Origin of the sequence: Pseudomonas sp. 09C 129, from assembly GCF_002843625.1 — a bacterium.
GTDB lineage: Bacteria > Pseudomonadota > Gammaproteobacteria > Pseudomonadales > Pseudomonadaceae > Aquipseudomonas > Aquipseudomonas chlororaphis.
Map to the genome: position 1 here is coordinate 430759 of NZ_CP025261.1, position 15225 is coordinate 445983.

A 15225-nucleotide genomic window follows, 5' to 3' on the forward strand; every position below is an offset into this window, starting at 1 on the left:
GCTTCGTTTAAAAACGGAACAACGACCGAAATGCCGATACGCATGCATGGCTGAATCATCCTTGAAGCGCTGTTTCTATCCCTTGTTATGCAGGAGCTCCGGTTCCGTGAGCCCTTGCTTTGCACACACCTCATCAATGTGTGGCTTGGAGGTATAGATCAGCCTTTTTCGGAGCGCAAATCAGTTGCTATATCGTTTCATCATATTGTTTTGAATAATCCGGACATAAGGCAACGGGCCATATAGGCCCGGAGCCGGCGTCGTTGAACCCGCGGCCAAATTGACCCGCGCCATCCATTGCGTCTTTTGCGCAAGCGTCGCGACGACCGGGCATAGCGGGTTGCGCAATCTCACGACCTGAGGCCGCACGGGCCTGGCGCTGAAGTTTGATCATTGTTGAGGATTATTGATTCGGATTATCCAGCCCCTACGGGCAGCATTGCGCTACGCCTTGAGCGACAGGCAGGCATCGCCTCGCGTCAGCTCAAGCGTGTATCGGGGGCAAGCTCAGGAAACCGCAATGTCAACTTTCAACACTGGGAAACAGAACATATGTGCATGTCGAACAAATGGCTCGTAGGAGTTGTCCTGAGTTGCGTATTCCAGGCCGGCTGTGTCTCGAAGGTGGCGCAGCAAGAGCAATATTCGGGCTTCTTGCCTAACTATGAGGGCCTGGAAGAACACACCACGCCCAGTGAGCAGACAGTGCTGCGCTGGGTAGCGCCAGGGTTTGATCCTCACGCCTATTCCACCGTCGTGTTCAAGGAAGTGATGCTGTATCCCTCGCCGAAAGCGACCGAGCGGGTCAACCTGCAAACCCTCAGGGACCTGCAGGTCAACGCCAGCAACAGCGTAAGGAACGCATTCGCACCGTCCTACACGGTCGTCTCGAGTGTGCGCCAGGCAGCGCCCCATTCGCGGACCTTGATCCTGCAGGCGGCAATCACCCAGGTCAGCGCCAGCAACGAAGGCATGCATTGGTATGAGGTCGTCCCCATCGCTGCAATCGTCGGCGCAACACAGGCCGCTACCGGTCATCGCGATCAGACGGCGGAGCTGTATCTCGAAGCCGATTTGATCGATGCTAAAACCGGTTTGCCGGTCGCCAAGATGGTTCGCAAGGTGTTCGGCGAGACCTTGGAAAATGCCAGCCAGCCGATAGTCGCCAATGACTTCAAGGCTGCATTCAAAAGCATGACAAACGACATGCAGACGTTGCTTTCCAAGCAGTAACCAGCGCGCAGGCCCGGGTGCAAACGTTGCATTGCATCGAAAAGGTTCAGGGTTTCAGGAACGGCAGTCGCGCTGCGTCTGCAACAAAGACAAACCGCCAGGCCGGGTAACGACGGCCAATGAGAGTCCGACTTGATGAAAATTTTCAGCTTTGCCTTATCGGCCTTTGTATTGCTCGCCAGCTTCGGTGCGATGGCGGCGACGGTGGTTCCATTAAAGGGCCAGACTTCCCAGACGATCCAGCAAGACACCAGCGCCTGCCAGTCGCAGGCCAACGCGCAGTTCCCGACACAGAACACCGTGCCGGCCGGTGGCCGGGTAAAAGGCGCCACCACCGCGGCCATCGCCGGGGCCACTGCCGCGGAGGTCCGGGGTCGGCAACATGAAAACGTCTACGACCAGATCGACGACGATATCAAGCAGGACTATCGCCAGAACCGTGCACGCAGCGCCGCGACGGCCGGGGCAATGATCGGCGCGTCGAGACAGCGCCAGGAACGCAGGCAGGACCTGAAAACCAGCGAACAGAACATCACCGCCAATAACTCGGTGTACACCAGTTGCCTGCAACAGCGTGGCTACAACGTCCTGCCTTGAGCCGCCGGACTTTTACACAGCGCAGGCATTCTTGATGCAGATTGGAAAATCAATTTCGCATGCTGCACTGGAATGCCTGCACGTTCGCCCCTCCCTCCTGCCCCATCTTTCCTTCTCCCTCTGCCTGCAATCCTTGTCCAGCGGTTCACGGCAATACGACACGACGGATATGACTGGCCGCAAGCTTGTGCTTGAATAACAGGCCGTCCGATACACTGCCTTGCACTTTTCGGATGGCGCAGATGACTCGCACTGAGCATCATCGCTGCCTGCGATTAACTCCCGTGGACTTCCTTGCTTGATTCCAATGAGACTTTTGATGGGCTGTTCCAGCAGTGTCCAGTGATTCTCCCTGCACTTCGCGCGCCCATCCACGCGCCATCGACGCCGTCTCTATACTCAGCCAGAACCACCTGAACGAAGGATTCCCATGCGCTACGCCTTCAAGTTGAAAAACGACGCCATGGTTGTTTTCGACCCGGATACCGCCTTGCTCTCTATCACTACACCTCTTGGAGAGGTGCAAAACTCCACGATAGGCAGGGCTGAATCGCGTCTACTGAATCTGCTGCTGATGGAACCGGGTCAGACTAAAAGCCGCGAAGAGATCATCGACTACACTTGGAATGACCGTGTCGTCGCCTCCGGCAGTTTGAATCAAGCCGTTTTTTCCCTTCGCAACATTCTCAACGACAGTCGAGATCACGAGATCTTGATGACGGTTCCGCGAAGAGGTTATTGCTTCAATCGCCAGTATGTAGTCAATGCACCCGCCGACTTGCCGATGCCGCCAGATACCGCCGCACAACCTGTCGAGCCGGTCATGGAAGTGCTGGAGGCCAACCCGAAAGAAGCCCTGCCGTTGCCTTCGGAAAAAGCCAGGCCATCGACTCGCATCACCAAAGCCCAGTTGATCGGTTACATCCTGACCTTGGGCGTGTGTGCCTTTACCGGTTTCCGCTCCGGCTTCGACACGCCGAAAATTGAAGTTTCCAGCATAAAACAGAACGATCTGGTCATTCATGCAGTGGCCAACACGGTCGCCGAAGCCCAATCGCTGAGGGATCTTTCGGCGAAACAGGTTCAACAGTCACCCGAGTTGAAAGGCCAGGTCTGGTTGAATCTCGCTAAATCAAACTATTCCGTTTCGTGCGTCCGCCCGGATCTAAGCACTGCAAACCTGCAATCGCACAGCGAACAGAAAGATCTCGCACTGATGATCCGGCAATGTTTGGAAGCCACCCTATGAAGCCAACAGTATCGTCGACCGCCCATTGGCTAGTGCTGGGAGCCATTAACGCCGCGTGTATTTTCTCGCTGACTTACTCGCCCACTCACTACATGGAAAACATCAGTTATCAAACCATCACCCAACAATGGCTGGAAGATTCGAACCAACTCAATACGGAAGAGTACATGACCATCGGGCACGGTCGACTTACCCAAACCACGCTGGAAAGCCTGAACGGAAAAATTCGTAACTCTACTATTTCGGCGGACGTTATCCGTGAGAGTAATCATCACGTTCAAATTAAAATCAGGACCGTCAAGTTAAGCCAGGATAACGAACTGTTCGCCATCGAAAAGACGCCGGATCTTTTTTTCAAACGCCAATACGTCCTGCAAGAAGGCGCTGTTCTAAATTACGAACTGATCCCTACTACCGATAAAAACACCATGTGCGTTTATGTGCATGAACTGAGTCGCCTGCGCTGCATGAACCACTAGTCACTGCCACACCCCACCCGAGCTTGACCAGGCGACAGGGGCTTGATGCCCGTTGTCCGCCAATGCCGATTCAAACAGAAAAATAATAATCACTGATTTGAATCAGACGCTCCCTCCCCCTCAAGATCTCGCCATTGTCGCGTTCGGAGCCCTGCCTGTTGCCCCCGGCAGAAAACCGGCTCCGCGGCCCTCATTCAAACACTCTTGCGGGTGCCCGATGCAAACGTACCTTTTTTTGCGAGTCGTCAAATCGATGATAACCAGGATCCTGGCAGTGCTCTCTTTGGTTGCACTGCCCTTTTACTCGGCGGCGCAAAACGAGCACTCCAGCGCCAGCACCGAGATCGAGTTCTACCAGATCGAGTTGAGCCCGAACGAAAAACTGAAACTGTCGCAGTTGAAAATCTACTTTGAAAATGAACAGCATAACGACGAAGGTACGATGGATCTTCCTGTTCCTTTCCCGCCACCGGACACGATTAATGAAGTTCAAGAATCTTCATTAATTTCCATTTGATCATGGCTCCTTAGCGGGCTGGCCGGACTTTGAAAAAACGCAATCCGCTATTTGATCATCGACCACCTGAGTTCTGACCTTAATACGCATCGCAAGACTATTCACAGGCCACGGCTGACGCTGTGTTCTGCCTGAAAATCATTAATAGGGGAACGCACATCAATGCTGCTGAAAAATCTCGTAACCGTCTCTTTGGGTGTCGTGCTTTCGCTCAAGGCCATGATCAAGGATGAGGAAGTCTACCGGCCTGACCTGACCACTATTGAAAACCGCAAAAAGACATTGGCCGATGAACAGTCCAACTACAGGATTCGCAGCGACTATCCAGCCAGCGATTACTTTGCCTTTGATGCAGCGACCATCGACCCAACAGCTCAGAAAACAGCGATCTTCGGTTCGAAAACAGCGTTGTGCAAACTTCAAAACCTGAATTTGCCAACAAGCGATACGTACGTTTTTTCAGCAGCACTGGAGCTTACCCCAGAGCCATCGACGCCTGAAAAAACCGTTTAGCACTATCCATTGGCTGAAGAGTATTCAATTCCATGCGCAACATCCCTGATGACGTCTTTCATGTAACGTCAAGTCCCGCGGGCACTCCCAAGAGAACGATTGGGTCGTGGGGGATGAACCTCATTCCATCAGAGCGCAAAGCAAGCATTCGACAACACAGGCTCATTCACAGCTCCAGGTTCCAATGCAGCAGGCTGGAGTTCGATTCAACCGTCACCCTGACCGGTTCGGTTCCCCATGGCTTTGTGACCTTTGTCATTTCACAGACTTCCGTCGGCCGTCCGCTGGTGAACAACCACGCACTGCGGCCTAACGAAATCGTCGTGCTCTATAGCCGCGAGCCCGTGCATTACATTTGCGAACCGAATGAAACCATTTTCATCCTGAGCACGACGCTGGAACATTATGCACAGTGCCTCAAAGAACATTCGGTGATTGATGTATTTGCACATCGAAAGGAGCAGCGCTTTCAGGCTGCGAACTTCAAGCTGATTCAAGCTGCCCTGCAGAAAATTGGCACTTATTTTATCGACGCCAAACAGCGCCGCCGCGCCGCCATTGAAAGTGTTCTGCTGGCTTCTCTATTACGGGCCCTGACGCCTGCTAATCGCTCCGAACTTTACCCTCCGAGAAGAAGGAAAGTCGCGACAGAAGTCATGGATTACATTCACCAGAACACCAAGAAATCGCTCAATATCACCGCGCTGGTCATGCAGTTTGAAACCACCTCGCGCAGTTTGCACCACGGCTTTTCCGAAACTTTCGGAATTTCGCCGATCGCCTATATTAAGAACCTGCGGCTCGCCAATGTTCGTCGAGACTTGATCCGCAACACCTGGCCAACGGTTACCGAAACCGCGATGTATTGGAACTTCCACCACCTGGGCCGGTTTTCCAAGGCCTATCAGGACGCCTATGGGGAGCCTCCGTCAGAGACAGCCAGGCGCAACGCCACGAACTGATGGCTTCGCAGCTCCCTGCAGCGGCACCAAGCCCAAGAAATGACAATCAATAGTTTTCATCCGCCAAGCCCAATGGCCAATATTGATTATTTCCAACTCAAGGGACGAATAAGCATGCGCTATCGATTAAATGCACTGTCGCTCAAACAGAAGATCTTCTATTGCCTCGCCGCCTATTTATGTGGAGTCGCATTGGCCTGGTTGATTGATTGTTACTAATACTCTTGCTTTGAAAACTTCGCTGCAGCAGTAGTTAGTTGTTTCTATCAATAACTCCCGCGTTTCTTTTTGGGCGATGTCACGCATCAAAATCAATCAATGTCGTTATCGGCCTCGCGATCAATCGAATTCAGATAACCCAATCGATAAACCTGTAGAGGATTTTATTTCACATGCTATTGCGAAAAATTGGCTTCGTTTCACTGCTTTCGTTGCTGTCTTTTCAGGCACTGGCCGATGACAGAGGCCTGTATCTTGGCGCAGGCGTGAGCAGCATCGAAACCGACAAAACCCATCTGAGCGATGAGGACTACAGCTACAAGGTTTTTGCAGGTTATCGCGTCAACAGTTATCTGGCCTTTGAGGGCGCATTCGTCGATCTCGGCCAATTCAAGGACGAGGACCTCGATTTCGATGGTAAATCCGTTCAGGCTAGTGCCCACCTCGGCTTTCCGCTGGGAGAGCGGGTGCGCGTCTTCGGCAGTGTCGGTGCCCATGCCTGGGATGCCGACGGGAATGCCAGCGACGATGATACCGGGATGAATATGACCTACGGTGCCGGCGTCGAGTTTGATGTGTTTCGCAACATCGGTCTTCGCGCCGAATATGAAGTGCTGGAAGTCGGCGACATCAACCTGAATCAGACAACGGCGTCCGCTTTTATTCTCTGGTAACGCCCGCTGGCATCGAGCGGCCAGACTGGCCGCTCAACGTGCCTCACATCTCTATGTTGGACTTGCCGCCTGAACCACGGCAGACCGGCGTCGGAGCGATGTCGGACGCCGGTAGCCAGCCATGCAGCCGGCTTGTGGATAACTCACTCCACCGTGACGGACTTGGCCAGGTTGCGCGGCTGGTCGACATCCGTACCCTTGAGCACCGCCACGTAATACGACAGCAATTGCAGGGGGATGGTGTAGAGGATCGGCGACAGGATGTCGTGGATATGCGGCATGTGGATAACATGCGTGCCCTCGCCGTTGGTCATGCCGGCCTGCTCGTCGGCAAAGACGATCAGTTCGCCGCCACGGGCGCGGACTTCCTGCAGGTTGGACTTGAGCTTCTCCAGCAACTCGTTGTTCGGCGCCACGGTGACGACGGGCATGTCGTTATCCACAAGGGCCAGCGGACCGTGCTTGAGCTCGCCGGCCGGGTAGGCTTCGGCGTGGATGTAGGAGATTTCCTTGAGCTTGAGTGCCCCTTCCATCGCCACCGGGAACTGTGCGCCACGACCGAGGAACAGGGTGTGGTGCTTCTCGGCGAACAGCTCGGCGATTTTTTCCACCGTGCTGTCCATCGCCAGGGCTTCGCCCAGGCGGGTCGGCAAGCGCCGCAGTTCTTCCACCAGGGTGGCTTCGACGCCTTCGCCCAGGGTGCCGCGGACCTGACCCAGGGACAGGGTCAGCAACAGCAGGCCCACCAGCTGGGTGGTAAAGGCTTTGGTCGATGCCACGCCGATTTCGCGACCGGCCTGAGTCAGCAGGGTCAGATCGGACTCACGCACCAGCGAGCTGATACCGACGTTGCAGATCGCCAGGCTGGCGAGGAAACCCAGCTCCTTGGCATTCCGCAGCGCGGCCAGGGTGTCGGCGGTTTCGCCGGACTGGGAAATGGTCACGAACAGGGTATCCGGCTGCACCACCACCTTGCGGTAGCGGAACTCGCTGGCCACTTCGACCTGGCACGGAATCCCGGCCAGCTCTTCCAGCCAGTAACGGGCAACCATGCCGGCGTGGTAGCTGGTGCCGCAGGCAACGATCTGCACGTTGCGCACCTTGGCGAACAGCTCGGCGGCCTGTGGACCGAAGGCCTGGACCAGCACCTGGTTCGGGCTCAGGCGGCCTTCGAGGGTGCGTTGCACCACGGCTGGCTGCTCGTGGATTTCCTTGAGCATGAAGTGGCGGAACTCGCCTTTCTCAGCGGCCTCGGCGCCATCACGGTATTGCACGGCTTCACGCTCGACCGCTTTGCCGTCGACATCCCAGATCTGCACGCTGTCGCGGCGAATCTCGGCGATATCGCCCTCTTCCAGGTACATGAAGCGATCGGTTACCTGACGCAGGGCCAGTTGGTCGGAAGCCAGGAAGTTTTCCCCCAGGCCCAGGCCGATCACCAATGGGCTGCCACTGCGGGCCGCGACCAGGCGGTCCGGCTGGCTGGCGCTGATCACGGCCAGGCCATAGGCGCCATGCAGTTCCTTGACGGTGGCTTTCAGGGCCACGGTCAGGTCGCCCAGGTCCTTGAGTTTGTGCTCCAGCAGGTGGGCGATGACCTCGGTGTCGGTGTCCGAAGTGAAGACGTAACCCAGGCCCTTGAGTTGCTCGCGCAGGACTTCATGGTTCTCGATGATGCCGTTGTGCACCACCGCCAGGTCGCCGGAGAAATGCGGGTGGGCGTTACGCTCGCATGGCGCGCCGTGAGTGGCCCAGCGGGTGTGGGCGATGCCCAGGCGACCGACCAGCGGCTCGCCGGCCAGGGCCTGTTCCAGCTCGCTGACCTTGCCCGGACGACGCATACGCTCGAGCTTGCCATCGTTGGTCAGGACCGCCACCCCGGCGCTGTCGTAGCCGCGGTATTCGAGACGCTTGAGGCCTTCGAGCAGGATGGCCGTGATATTCCGTTCAGCAACGGCGCCAACAATTCCACACATGGTTTCTCTCCTAGATGACTGCCGCGCAAATCAGCGTGATGCCGCGGGCTTGAATCTGGTCGCGGGCCTCTGCAGGCAGGCGATCATCGGTAATAAGGGTATGGACGCTGCTCCAGGGCAGCTCCAGGTTGGGAATCTTGCGGCCGATCTTGTCGGCCTCGACCATCACCACGACTTCCCGCGCCACCTCGGCCATTACCCGGCTCAGGCCGAGCAACTCGTTGAAGGTGGTGGTCCCGCGCACCAGGTCGATGCCGTCGGCACCGATAAACAGCTGGTCGAAGTCGTAGGAACGCAATACCTGCTCGGCGACCTGCCCCTGGAACGACTCGGAGTGAGGGTCCCATGTACCGCCGGTCATCAACAGCACCGGCTCGTGCTCCAGTTCGCTCAGAGCATTGGCCACATGCAGCGAGTTGGTCATGACCACCAGGCCCGGCTGCTGACCGAGTTCGGGAATCATGGCCGCGGTGGTACTGCCACTGTCGATGATGATGCGGGCGTGTTCGCGAATCCGCGCAACCGCCGCGCGAGCGATGGCTTGTTTGTACCGGGACACCGGCTGGCCGATATCGCCGACCAGTTCCTGCGGCATGGTGATCGCGCCGCCGTAGCGTCGCAGCAACAGGCCGTTGCTCTCCAGGGCCGCCAGGTCCTTGCGGATCGTAACTTCCGAAGTTTCGAAGCGTTTAGCCAGCTCATCCACGCTCACCTCGCCCTGTTCATTGAGCAAGGCCAGAATGTTGTGACGGCGCTGGGGCGTATTGCGTTTCGACATGAGCACTTAAGTTTCGATTCGAAAGATAACGGAAGCAATCAAAACCTATTGCCGGAAATTCGTCAAGCCAGCGCAAGAAAAAAATCTGTGGATAAAAGCATCGCGGGCAAGCCTCGCTCCTACAGATATCACTGTCTGTAGGAGCGAGGCTTGCCCGCGAAAGCAATCTCGAGAGTACCGGCCACTGCGTTGTGGATAACTCAGCTCTTCTTGATTTTCACCGGGCGTTTCCAGCCGTCGATGTTCTTCTGTCGGGCACGGGCCACGGCCAGCTGGGCTTTTTCCACAGTCTGGTTGATGGTGGAACCGGCCGCCGTGGTCGCGCCATCCTGGATATCCACAGGTGCCACCAACGAGTTGTTGGAACCGATGAAGACGTCTTCGCCCAGCACCGTACGATGCTTGTTGGCGCCATCGTAGTTGCAGGTAATGGTGCCGGCGCCGATGTTGCTGCGCGCACCGATCTCGGCATCGCCCAGGTAGGCCAGGTGCCCGGCCTTGGCGCCCTCGCCCATGCGTGCGTTCTTCAACTCGACAAAGTTACCCACATGGGCACGGGCTTCGAGAACAGTACCCTGGCGCAGGCGGGCGAACGGACCGGCATCGCTGCCTTCACCCAGTACAGCACCTTCGATATGACTGTTGGCCTTGATCACCACGCCCTTGCGCAGGGTGCTGTCCTTGATCACGCAGTTCGGGCCGATCACCACGTCGTCCTCGATGACCACGCGGCCTTCGAGAATCACGTTGATGTCGATCAGCACGTCACGGCCCACCGTCACTTCACCGCGCACATCGAAACGTGCCGGATCGCGCAGGGTCACACCCTGAGCCATCAGGCGCCGACCTTCGCGCAACTGGTAATGACGCTCCAGTTCGGACAGCTGCTTGCGATCGTTGGCGCCCTGCACTTCCATCGGATCGTGCGGTTGCTCGGTGGCCACCAACAAACCATCACTGACCGCCATCTCGATCACATCAGTCAGGTAATACTCGCCCTGGGCGTTGTTATTCGACAGACGACTCATCCAGTCGGCAAGGCGATTGGCCGGCACGGCAAGGATGCCGGTGTTGCCTTCGGTGATAGCGCGTTGTGCTTCACTGGCGTCCTTGTGCTCGACGATGGCTACGACCCTGCCGTCAGCATCGCGAACGATTCGGCCATACCCGGTCGGGTCGTCCAGCTCCACGGTCAGCAATCCCATTTGCCCGGGAACCACGTGCTTGAGCAAGCGCTGCAGGGTTTCGACTTCGATCAGCGGCACGTCACCGTAGAGAATCAGCACGGTATCGGCGGTAATGAACGGCACCGCCTGGGCGGTGGCGTGACCGGTACCCAATTGCTTGTCCTGCAGCACAAAATTCAGGTCGTCCGCCGCCAGGCGTTCACGCACCGCATCGGCACCGTGACCGATGACGACATGGATACGCTGTGGATCGAGTTGCCGGGCGCTGTGGATAACATGCCCCAGCATGGAGTTGCCCGCCACCGGGTGCAGCACCTTTGGCAACGACGAACGCATGCGAGTGCCTTGACCGGCAGCGAGAATAACTATTTCGAGAGACATGACTGGCTACCAATCCTGGGTGGTCAGCGACTGCGACCATGAGGTGAATTGCAAAAAAAGAAAAAGGGTAGCCGAGGCTACCCTTTTTAATCAATCACGCGGAAATCCCGCGGCTTAGCCGCCGAACTTCTTGCGGATCTGCTGGACGGTGCGCAGCTGGGCTGCGGCCTCGGCCAGACGTGCAGCAGCAGAACCGTAGTCGAAATCTGCGCCTTTTTCATTCAGGGCCTTCTCAGCAGCCTTGACGGCTTCCTGAGCGGAGGCTTCGTCCAGGTCGGCAGCACGCTGCACGGTGTCGGCAAGAACCTTGACCATGTTCGGCTGAACCTCGAGGAAACCACCGGAGATGTAGAACACCTCGGTTTCCCCGCCCTGCTTGATCAAGCGGATCGGACCTGGTTTCAGATTAGTGATCAGCGGAGCGTGACCCAGGGCGATACCAAGATCCCCCAGCTCGCCGTGTGCGATCACCATCTCGACCAGACCGGAGAAGATTTCCCCTTCCGCGCTGACGATATCGCAATGGACTGTCATAGCCATCTGCTTGCCTCAACCTAAATTAGCGCCCGTTGCCGGGCGCCGGGATTACAGTTTCTTGGCTTTCTCGATCGCTTCTTCGATGCCGCCGACCATGTAGAACGCTTGTTCTGGCAGGTGGTCGTAGTCACCGTTGAGGATGCCTTTGAAGCCAGCGATGGTGTCTTTCAGGGAAACGTATTTGCCTGGAGAACCAGTGAAGACTTCAGCCACGAAGAACGGCTGCGACAGGAAGCGCTGGATCTTACGAGCGCGGGATACCAGTTGCTTGTCGGCTTCGGACAGTTCGTCCATACCCAGGATCGCAATGATGTCCTTCAGCTCTTTGTAGCGCTGCAGCACGTACTGAACGCCGCGAGCGGTTTCGTAGTGCTCGTTGCCGATCACGTTCGGGTCCAGCTGACGGGAAGTCGAGTCCAGTGGATCTACCGCTGGGTAGATACCCAGGGAAGCGATGTCACGAGACAGTACGACGGTGGCGTCCAAGTGGGCGAAGGTGGTCGCTGGCGACGGGTCGGTCAAGTCGTCCGCAGGTACGTATACCGCTTGGATCGAGGTGATCGAGCCTTGCTTGGTCGAAGTGATACGTTCTTGCAGAACGCCCATCTCTTCAGCCAGGGTCGGCTGGTAACCTACTGCGGAAGGCATACGGCCCAGCAGTGCGGATACTTCGGTACCGGCCAGGGTGTAACGATAGATGTTGTCGACGAACAGCAGAACGTCGTTACCTTCGTCACGGAACTTCTCGGCCATGGTCAGGCCGGTCAGAGCTACGCGCAGACGGTTTCCCGGCGGCTCGTTCATCTGGCCGTATACCAGTGCCACTTTGTCCAGAACGTTGGAATCCTTCATCTCGTGGTAGAAGTCGTTACCCTCACGAGTACGCTCACCCACACCGGCGAACACGGAATAACCGCTGTGCTCGATGGCGATGTTACGGATCAGTTCCATCATGTTTACGGTCTTGCCCACACCGGCACCACCGAACAGACCGACTTTACCGCCCTTGGCGAACGGGCAAACCAGGTCGATAACCTTGATGCCGGTTTCCAGGAGGTCGTTGCCGCCAGCTTGTTCAGCGAAGGACGGCGCAGGACGGTGAATGCCCCAACGCTCTTCTTCGCCGATCGGGCCAGCTTCGTCGATCGGGTTGCCCAGTACGTCCATGATCCGGCCCAGGGTCGCTTTACCGACGGGTACGGAGATGGCTGCGCCAGTGTTGTTGACGTCCAGACCGCGCTTCAAGCCCTCGGTGGAGCCCATCGCAATGGTACGTACCACGCCGTCGCCCAGCTGCTGCTGAACTTCCAGAGTGGTTTCGGCGCCTTGAACCTTCAAGGCGTCGTAGATGCTCGGTACGCTGTCGCGTGGAAATTCCACGTCGATAACGGCGCCGATGATTTGAACGATACGTCCGCTACTCATAGCTGGATCCTCTGAATATTTGAACCGTTAAACCGCGGCAGCGCCGCCGACGATTTCCGAGATCTCTTGGGTGATCGCAGCCTGACGCGCCTTGTTGTAGATCAGCTGCAAATCGCTGATCAAATCACCGGCGTTGTCGGTAGCGTTCTTCATCGCGATCATCCGCGCAGCTTGTTCAGCCGCGTTGTTCTCGACCACCGCCTGGTAGACCTGCGACTCCACGTAGCGAACCATCAAGCCGTCAAGCAGCTCTTTGGCGTCCGGTTCGTAGAGATAGTCCCAGTGGTGCTTGAGTTCTTGATCCGGGGTTGCCACCAGCGGAATCAACTGCTCCACCGTAGGCTGTTGCGTCATGGTGTTGATGAACTTGTTGGACACCACGGACAGGCGGTCAATCCGGCCGTCCAGGTAGGCATCCAGCATCACCTTAACGCTGCCGATCAGATCATTGATCGACGGCTCTTCACCCAGGTGGCTGATTGCAGCGACGACGTTACCGCCGAAGTTACGGAAGAAAGCCGCACCTTTGCTGCCTACCACGCACAGATCGATCTCGACGCCATTTTCGCGGTTTACCGCCATGTCCTTGACCAAAGCCTTGAACAGGTTGGTATTCAAACCACCGCACAGACCACGGTCACTGCTCACCACGATATAACCGACGCGCTTGATTGCGCGGTCGATCATGAACGGGTGGCGATATTCCGGGTTGGCGTTGGCCAGATGACCAATAACCTGGCGGATGCGCTCCGCGTAAGGACGGCTAGCAGCCATGCGCATTTGTGCCTTGCGCATTTTGCTGACCGCCACTTTTTCCATGGCGCTGGTAATCTTTTGCGTGCTTTTGATGCTCGCAATCTTACTGCGAATCTCTTTTGCGCCTGCCATGTAACACCTATCAGGTTAGCAAGCGGGAGCCTCGCGGCCCCCGCTGCGGCTTACCAGGTTTGGGTGGCCTTGAACTTCTCGATACCGGCTTTCAGGCCAGCGTCGATTTCGTCATTGAAGTCACCCTTCACGTTGATCTTCGCCATCAAATCGGCGTGATCGCGGTTGAAGTAAGCAATCAGCGCTTGTTCGAAGCTACCGATCTTGGCGATTTCGACGTCAGTCAGGAACCCACGTTCAGCGGCATACAGCGACAGCGACATGTCAGCGATGGACATAGGCGCGTATTGCTTCTGCTTCATCAGCTCGGTAACGCGCTGACCGTGTTCAAGTTGCTTACGGGTCGCTTCGTCCAGGTCAGAAGCGAACTGGGCGAATGCCGCCAGTTCACGGTACTGAGCCAGAGCGGTACGGATACCACCGGACAGCTTCTTGATGATCTTGGTCTGAGCGGCACCACCTACACGGGATACCGAAACACCGGCGTTCACTGCCGGGCGGATGCCGGAGTTGAACATGGCCGATTCCAGGAAGATCTGACCGTCGGTGATGGAAATCACGTTGGTCGGAACGAACGCGGAAACGTCGCCAGCCTGGGTTTCGATGATCGGCAGTGCGGTCAGGGAACCGGTCTTGCCAGTTACCGCGCCGTTGGTGAACTTCTCTACGTACTCTTCCGAAACGCGGGATGCGCGCTCCAGCAGACGGGAGTGGAGATAGAACACGTCGCCTGGGTAAGCTTCACGGCCTGGTGGACGGCGCAGCAGCAGGGAAATCTGGCGGTAAGCCACTGCTTGCTTGGACAGATCGTCATAAACGATCAGCGCGTCTTCACCGCGGTCACGGAAGAATTCGCCCATGGTGCAACCGGAGTACGGTGCCAGGAATTGCAGGGCAGCGGATTCGGAAGCACTGGCAGCCACGATGATGGTGTTGGCCAGAGCGCCGTTTTCTTCCAGCTTGCGAACAACGTTGGCGATGGTCGATTGTTTCTGACCGATAGCCACGTATACGCAGAAGATGCCGCTGTCTTTCTGGTTGATGATCGCGTCGATCGCCAGAGCGGTCTTACCGATCTGACGGTCACCGATGATCAGCTCACGCTGGCCACGGCCGACAGGGATCATGGCATCGACAGCCTTGTAGCCAGTCTGTACAGGCTGGTCTACCGACTTACGCCAGATCACGCCTGGAGCAACTTTCTCGACCGCGTCGGTCTCGGTGTTGTTCAGCGGACCTTTGCCGTCAACTGGGTTACCCAGTGCGTCGACTACGCGACCCAGCAGTTCCTTACCAACCGGAACTTCGAGGATGCGGCCGGTGCACTTGGCGCTCATGCCTTCAGCCAGAGTCGTGTATGCGCCCAGTACAACGGCACCTACGGAGTCTTGCTCGAGGTTGAGTGCCATACCGTAGACACCGCCCGGAAACTCGATCATCTCGCCGTACATGACGTCGGCCAGACCGTGAATCCGCACGATACCGTCAGAAACGCTGACGACAGTGCCTTCGTTACGGGCTTGGGAGGTCACATCGAGCTTTTCGATGCGGCCCTTGATAATTTCACTTATTTCGGAAGGATTGAGTTGCTGCATTGCTCTGCTGCCCCT

General features: G+C 56.9%; 15 protein-coding genes. 8 read left to right on the forward strand and 7 right to left on the reverse strand.

Annotation, left to right across the window (positions count from 1 at the left end; translation table 11 throughout):
* The first annotated feature begins 552 nt into the window (after positions 1-552).
* From CXQ81_RS02075 to CXQ81_RS02110, 8 genes are all read left to right on the forward strand, one after another.
* Positions 553-1233 carry a DUF3313 domain-containing protein gene (locus tag CXQ81_RS02075; RefSeq protein WP_101336362.1) on the forward strand — a complete coding sequence of 227 codons (681 nt, stop codon included), beginning with the start codon at positions 553-555 and terminating at the stop codon, positions 1231-1233.
* A gap of 135 nt (positions 1234-1368) precedes the next feature.
* Positions 1369-1830, forward strand: coding sequence for a hypothetical protein (locus CXQ81_RS02080; RefSeq protein WP_101336363.1), 462 nt, complete (start codon positions 1369-1371; stop codon positions 1828-1830).
* Positions 1831-2260: 430 nt separating this feature from the next.
* Positions 2261-3079, forward strand: coding sequence for a transcriptional regulator (locus CXQ81_RS02085; protein ID WP_007924524.1), 819 nt, complete (start codon positions 2261-2263; stop codon positions 3077-3079).
* Entirely contained in the window at positions 3076-3558 is a 483-nt protein-coding gene (locus tag CXQ81_RS02090; protein ID WP_101336364.1) for a hypothetical protein, read from the forward strand. Before CXQ81_RS02085 ends, CXQ81_RS02090 begins: the two co-directional genes overlap by 4 nt.
* A gap of 274 nt (positions 3559-3832) precedes the next feature.
* Positions 3833-4075 (forward strand): hypothetical protein, encoded by a 243-nt coding sequence (locus CXQ81_RS02095; protein WP_178081040.1) that lies wholly within the window; start codon positions 3833-3835, stop codon positions 4073-4075.
* Between the two features lie 162 nt (positions 4076-4237).
* Complete coding sequence (locus CXQ81_RS02100) at positions 4238-4588, forward strand: hypothetical protein (protein WP_101336365.1); 351 nt, start codon at positions 4238-4240, stop codon at positions 4586-4588.
* A gap of 32 nt (positions 4589-4620) precedes the next feature.
* Positions 4621-5550, forward strand: coding sequence for an AraC family transcriptional regulator (locus CXQ81_RS02105; RefSeq protein WP_007924519.1), 930 nt, complete (start codon positions 4621-4623; stop codon positions 5548-5550).
* A 392-nt stretch (positions 5551-5942) separates the two neighbouring features.
* Entirely contained in the window at positions 5943-6443 is a 501-nt protein-coding gene (locus CXQ81_RS02110; RefSeq protein WP_101336367.1) for an outer membrane beta-barrel protein, read from the forward strand.
* 143 nt (positions 6444-6586) lie between these two features.
* On the opposite strand, the gene glmS is transcribed toward CXQ81_RS02110, so the two are convergent.
* From glmS to atpA, 7 genes are all read right to left on the reverse strand, one after another.
* On the reverse strand, positions 6587-8419 hold the full coding sequence (gene glmS, locus CXQ81_RS02115) for a glutamine--fructose-6-phosphate transaminase (isomerizing) (RefSeq protein ID WP_092421490.1): 1833 nt from the start codon (positions 8417-8419) through the stop codon (positions 6587-6589).
* Positions 8420-8429: 10 nt separating this feature from the next.
* Positions 8430-9197 carry a DeoR/GlpR family DNA-binding transcription regulator gene (locus tag CXQ81_RS02120; RefSeq protein ID WP_007924514.1) on the reverse strand — a complete coding sequence of 256 codons (768 nt, stop codon included), beginning with the start codon at positions 9195-9197 and terminating at the stop codon, positions 8430-8432.
* Positions 9198-9397: 200 nt separating this feature from the next.
* Positions 9398-10765 carry a bifunctional UDP-N-acetylglucosamine diphosphorylase/glucosamine-1-phosphate N-acetyltransferase GlmU gene (gene glmU / locus CXQ81_RS02125; RefSeq protein ID WP_101336368.1) on the reverse strand — a complete coding sequence of 456 codons (1368 nt, stop codon included), beginning with the start codon at positions 10763-10765 and terminating at the stop codon, positions 9398-9400.
* A gap of 114 nt (positions 10766-10879) precedes the next feature.
* Positions 10880-11305 (reverse strand): F0F1 ATP synthase subunit epsilon, encoded by a 426-nt coding sequence (locus tag CXQ81_RS02130; protein WP_007924512.1) that lies wholly within the window; start codon positions 11303-11305, stop codon positions 10880-10882.
* Positions 11306-11350: 45 nt separating this feature from the next.
* Positions 11351-12727: a F0F1 ATP synthase subunit beta gene (atpD, locus tag CXQ81_RS02135; RefSeq protein ID WP_007924510.1), complete on the reverse strand. Its 1377-nt coding sequence runs from the start codon at positions 12725-12727 to the stop codon at positions 11351-11353.
* Between the two features lie 27 nt (positions 12728-12754).
* Positions 12755-13615, reverse strand: coding sequence for a F0F1 ATP synthase subunit gamma (atpG, locus tag CXQ81_RS02140; protein WP_007924507.1), 861 nt, complete (start codon positions 13613-13615; stop codon positions 12755-12757).
* 50 nt (positions 13616-13665) lie between these two features.
* Positions 13666-15210 (reverse strand): F0F1 ATP synthase subunit alpha, encoded by a 1545-nt coding sequence (atpA, locus tag CXQ81_RS02145; RefSeq protein ID WP_007924506.1) that lies wholly within the window; start codon positions 15208-15210, stop codon positions 13666-13668.
* Positions 15211-15225 lie beyond the last annotated feature (15 nt).

Bases quoted from the DNA above. Each gene is read 5' to 3' on its own strand.
- CXQ81_RS02100 (WP_101336365.1), top strand. From the start codon at position 4,238: ATGCTGCTGAAAAATCTCGTAACCGTCTCTTTGGGTGTCGTGCTTTCG.
- CXQ81_RS02090 (WP_101336364.1), top strand. From the start codon at position 3,076: ATGAAGCCAACAGTATCGTCGACCGCCCATTGGCTAGTGCTGGGAGCC.
- atpA (WP_007924506.1), bottom strand. From the start codon at position 15,210: ATGCAGCAACTCAATCCTTCCGAAATAAGTGAAATTATCAAGGGCCGC.
- atpG (WP_007924507.1), bottom strand. From the start codon at position 13,615: ATGGCAGGCGCAAAAGAGATTCGCAGTAAGATTGCGAGCATCAAAAGC.
- CXQ81_RS02110 (WP_101336367.1), top strand. From the start codon at position 5,943: ATGCTATTGCGAAAAATTGGCTTCGTTTCACTGCTTTCGTTGCTGTCT.
- glmU (WP_101336368.1), bottom strand. From the start codon at position 10,765: ATGTCTCTCGAAATAGTTATTCTCGCTGCCGGTCAAGGCACTCGCATG.
- CXQ81_RS02130 (WP_007924512.1), bottom strand. From the start codon at position 11,305: ATGGCTATGACAGTCCATTGCGATATCGTCAGCGCGGAAGGGGAAATC.
- atpD (WP_007924510.1), bottom strand. From the start codon at position 12,727: ATGAGTAGCGGACGTATCGTTCAAATCATCGGCGCCGTTATCGACGTG.
- glmS (WP_092421490.1), bottom strand. From the start codon at position 8,419: ATGTGTGGAATTGTTGGCGCCGTTGCTGAACGGAATATCACGGCCATC.
- CXQ81_RS02120 (WP_007924514.1), bottom strand. From the start codon at position 9,197: ATGTCGAAACGCAATACGCCCCAGCGCCGTCACAACATTCTGGCCTTG.
- CXQ81_RS02085 (WP_007924524.1), top strand. From the start codon at position 2,261: ATGCGCTACGCCTTCAAGTTGAAAAACGACGCCATGGTTGTTTTCGAC.
- CXQ81_RS02075 (WP_101336362.1), top strand. From the start codon at position 553: ATGTGCATGTCGAACAAATGGCTCGTAGGAGTTGTCCTGAGTTGCGTA.
- CXQ81_RS02105 (WP_007924519.1), top strand. From the start codon at position 4,621: ATGCGCAACATCCCTGATGACGTCTTTCATGTAACGTCAAGTCCCGCG.
- CXQ81_RS02080 (WP_101336363.1), top strand. From the start codon at position 1,369: ATGAAAATTTTCAGCTTTGCCTTATCGGCCTTTGTATTGCTCGCCAGC.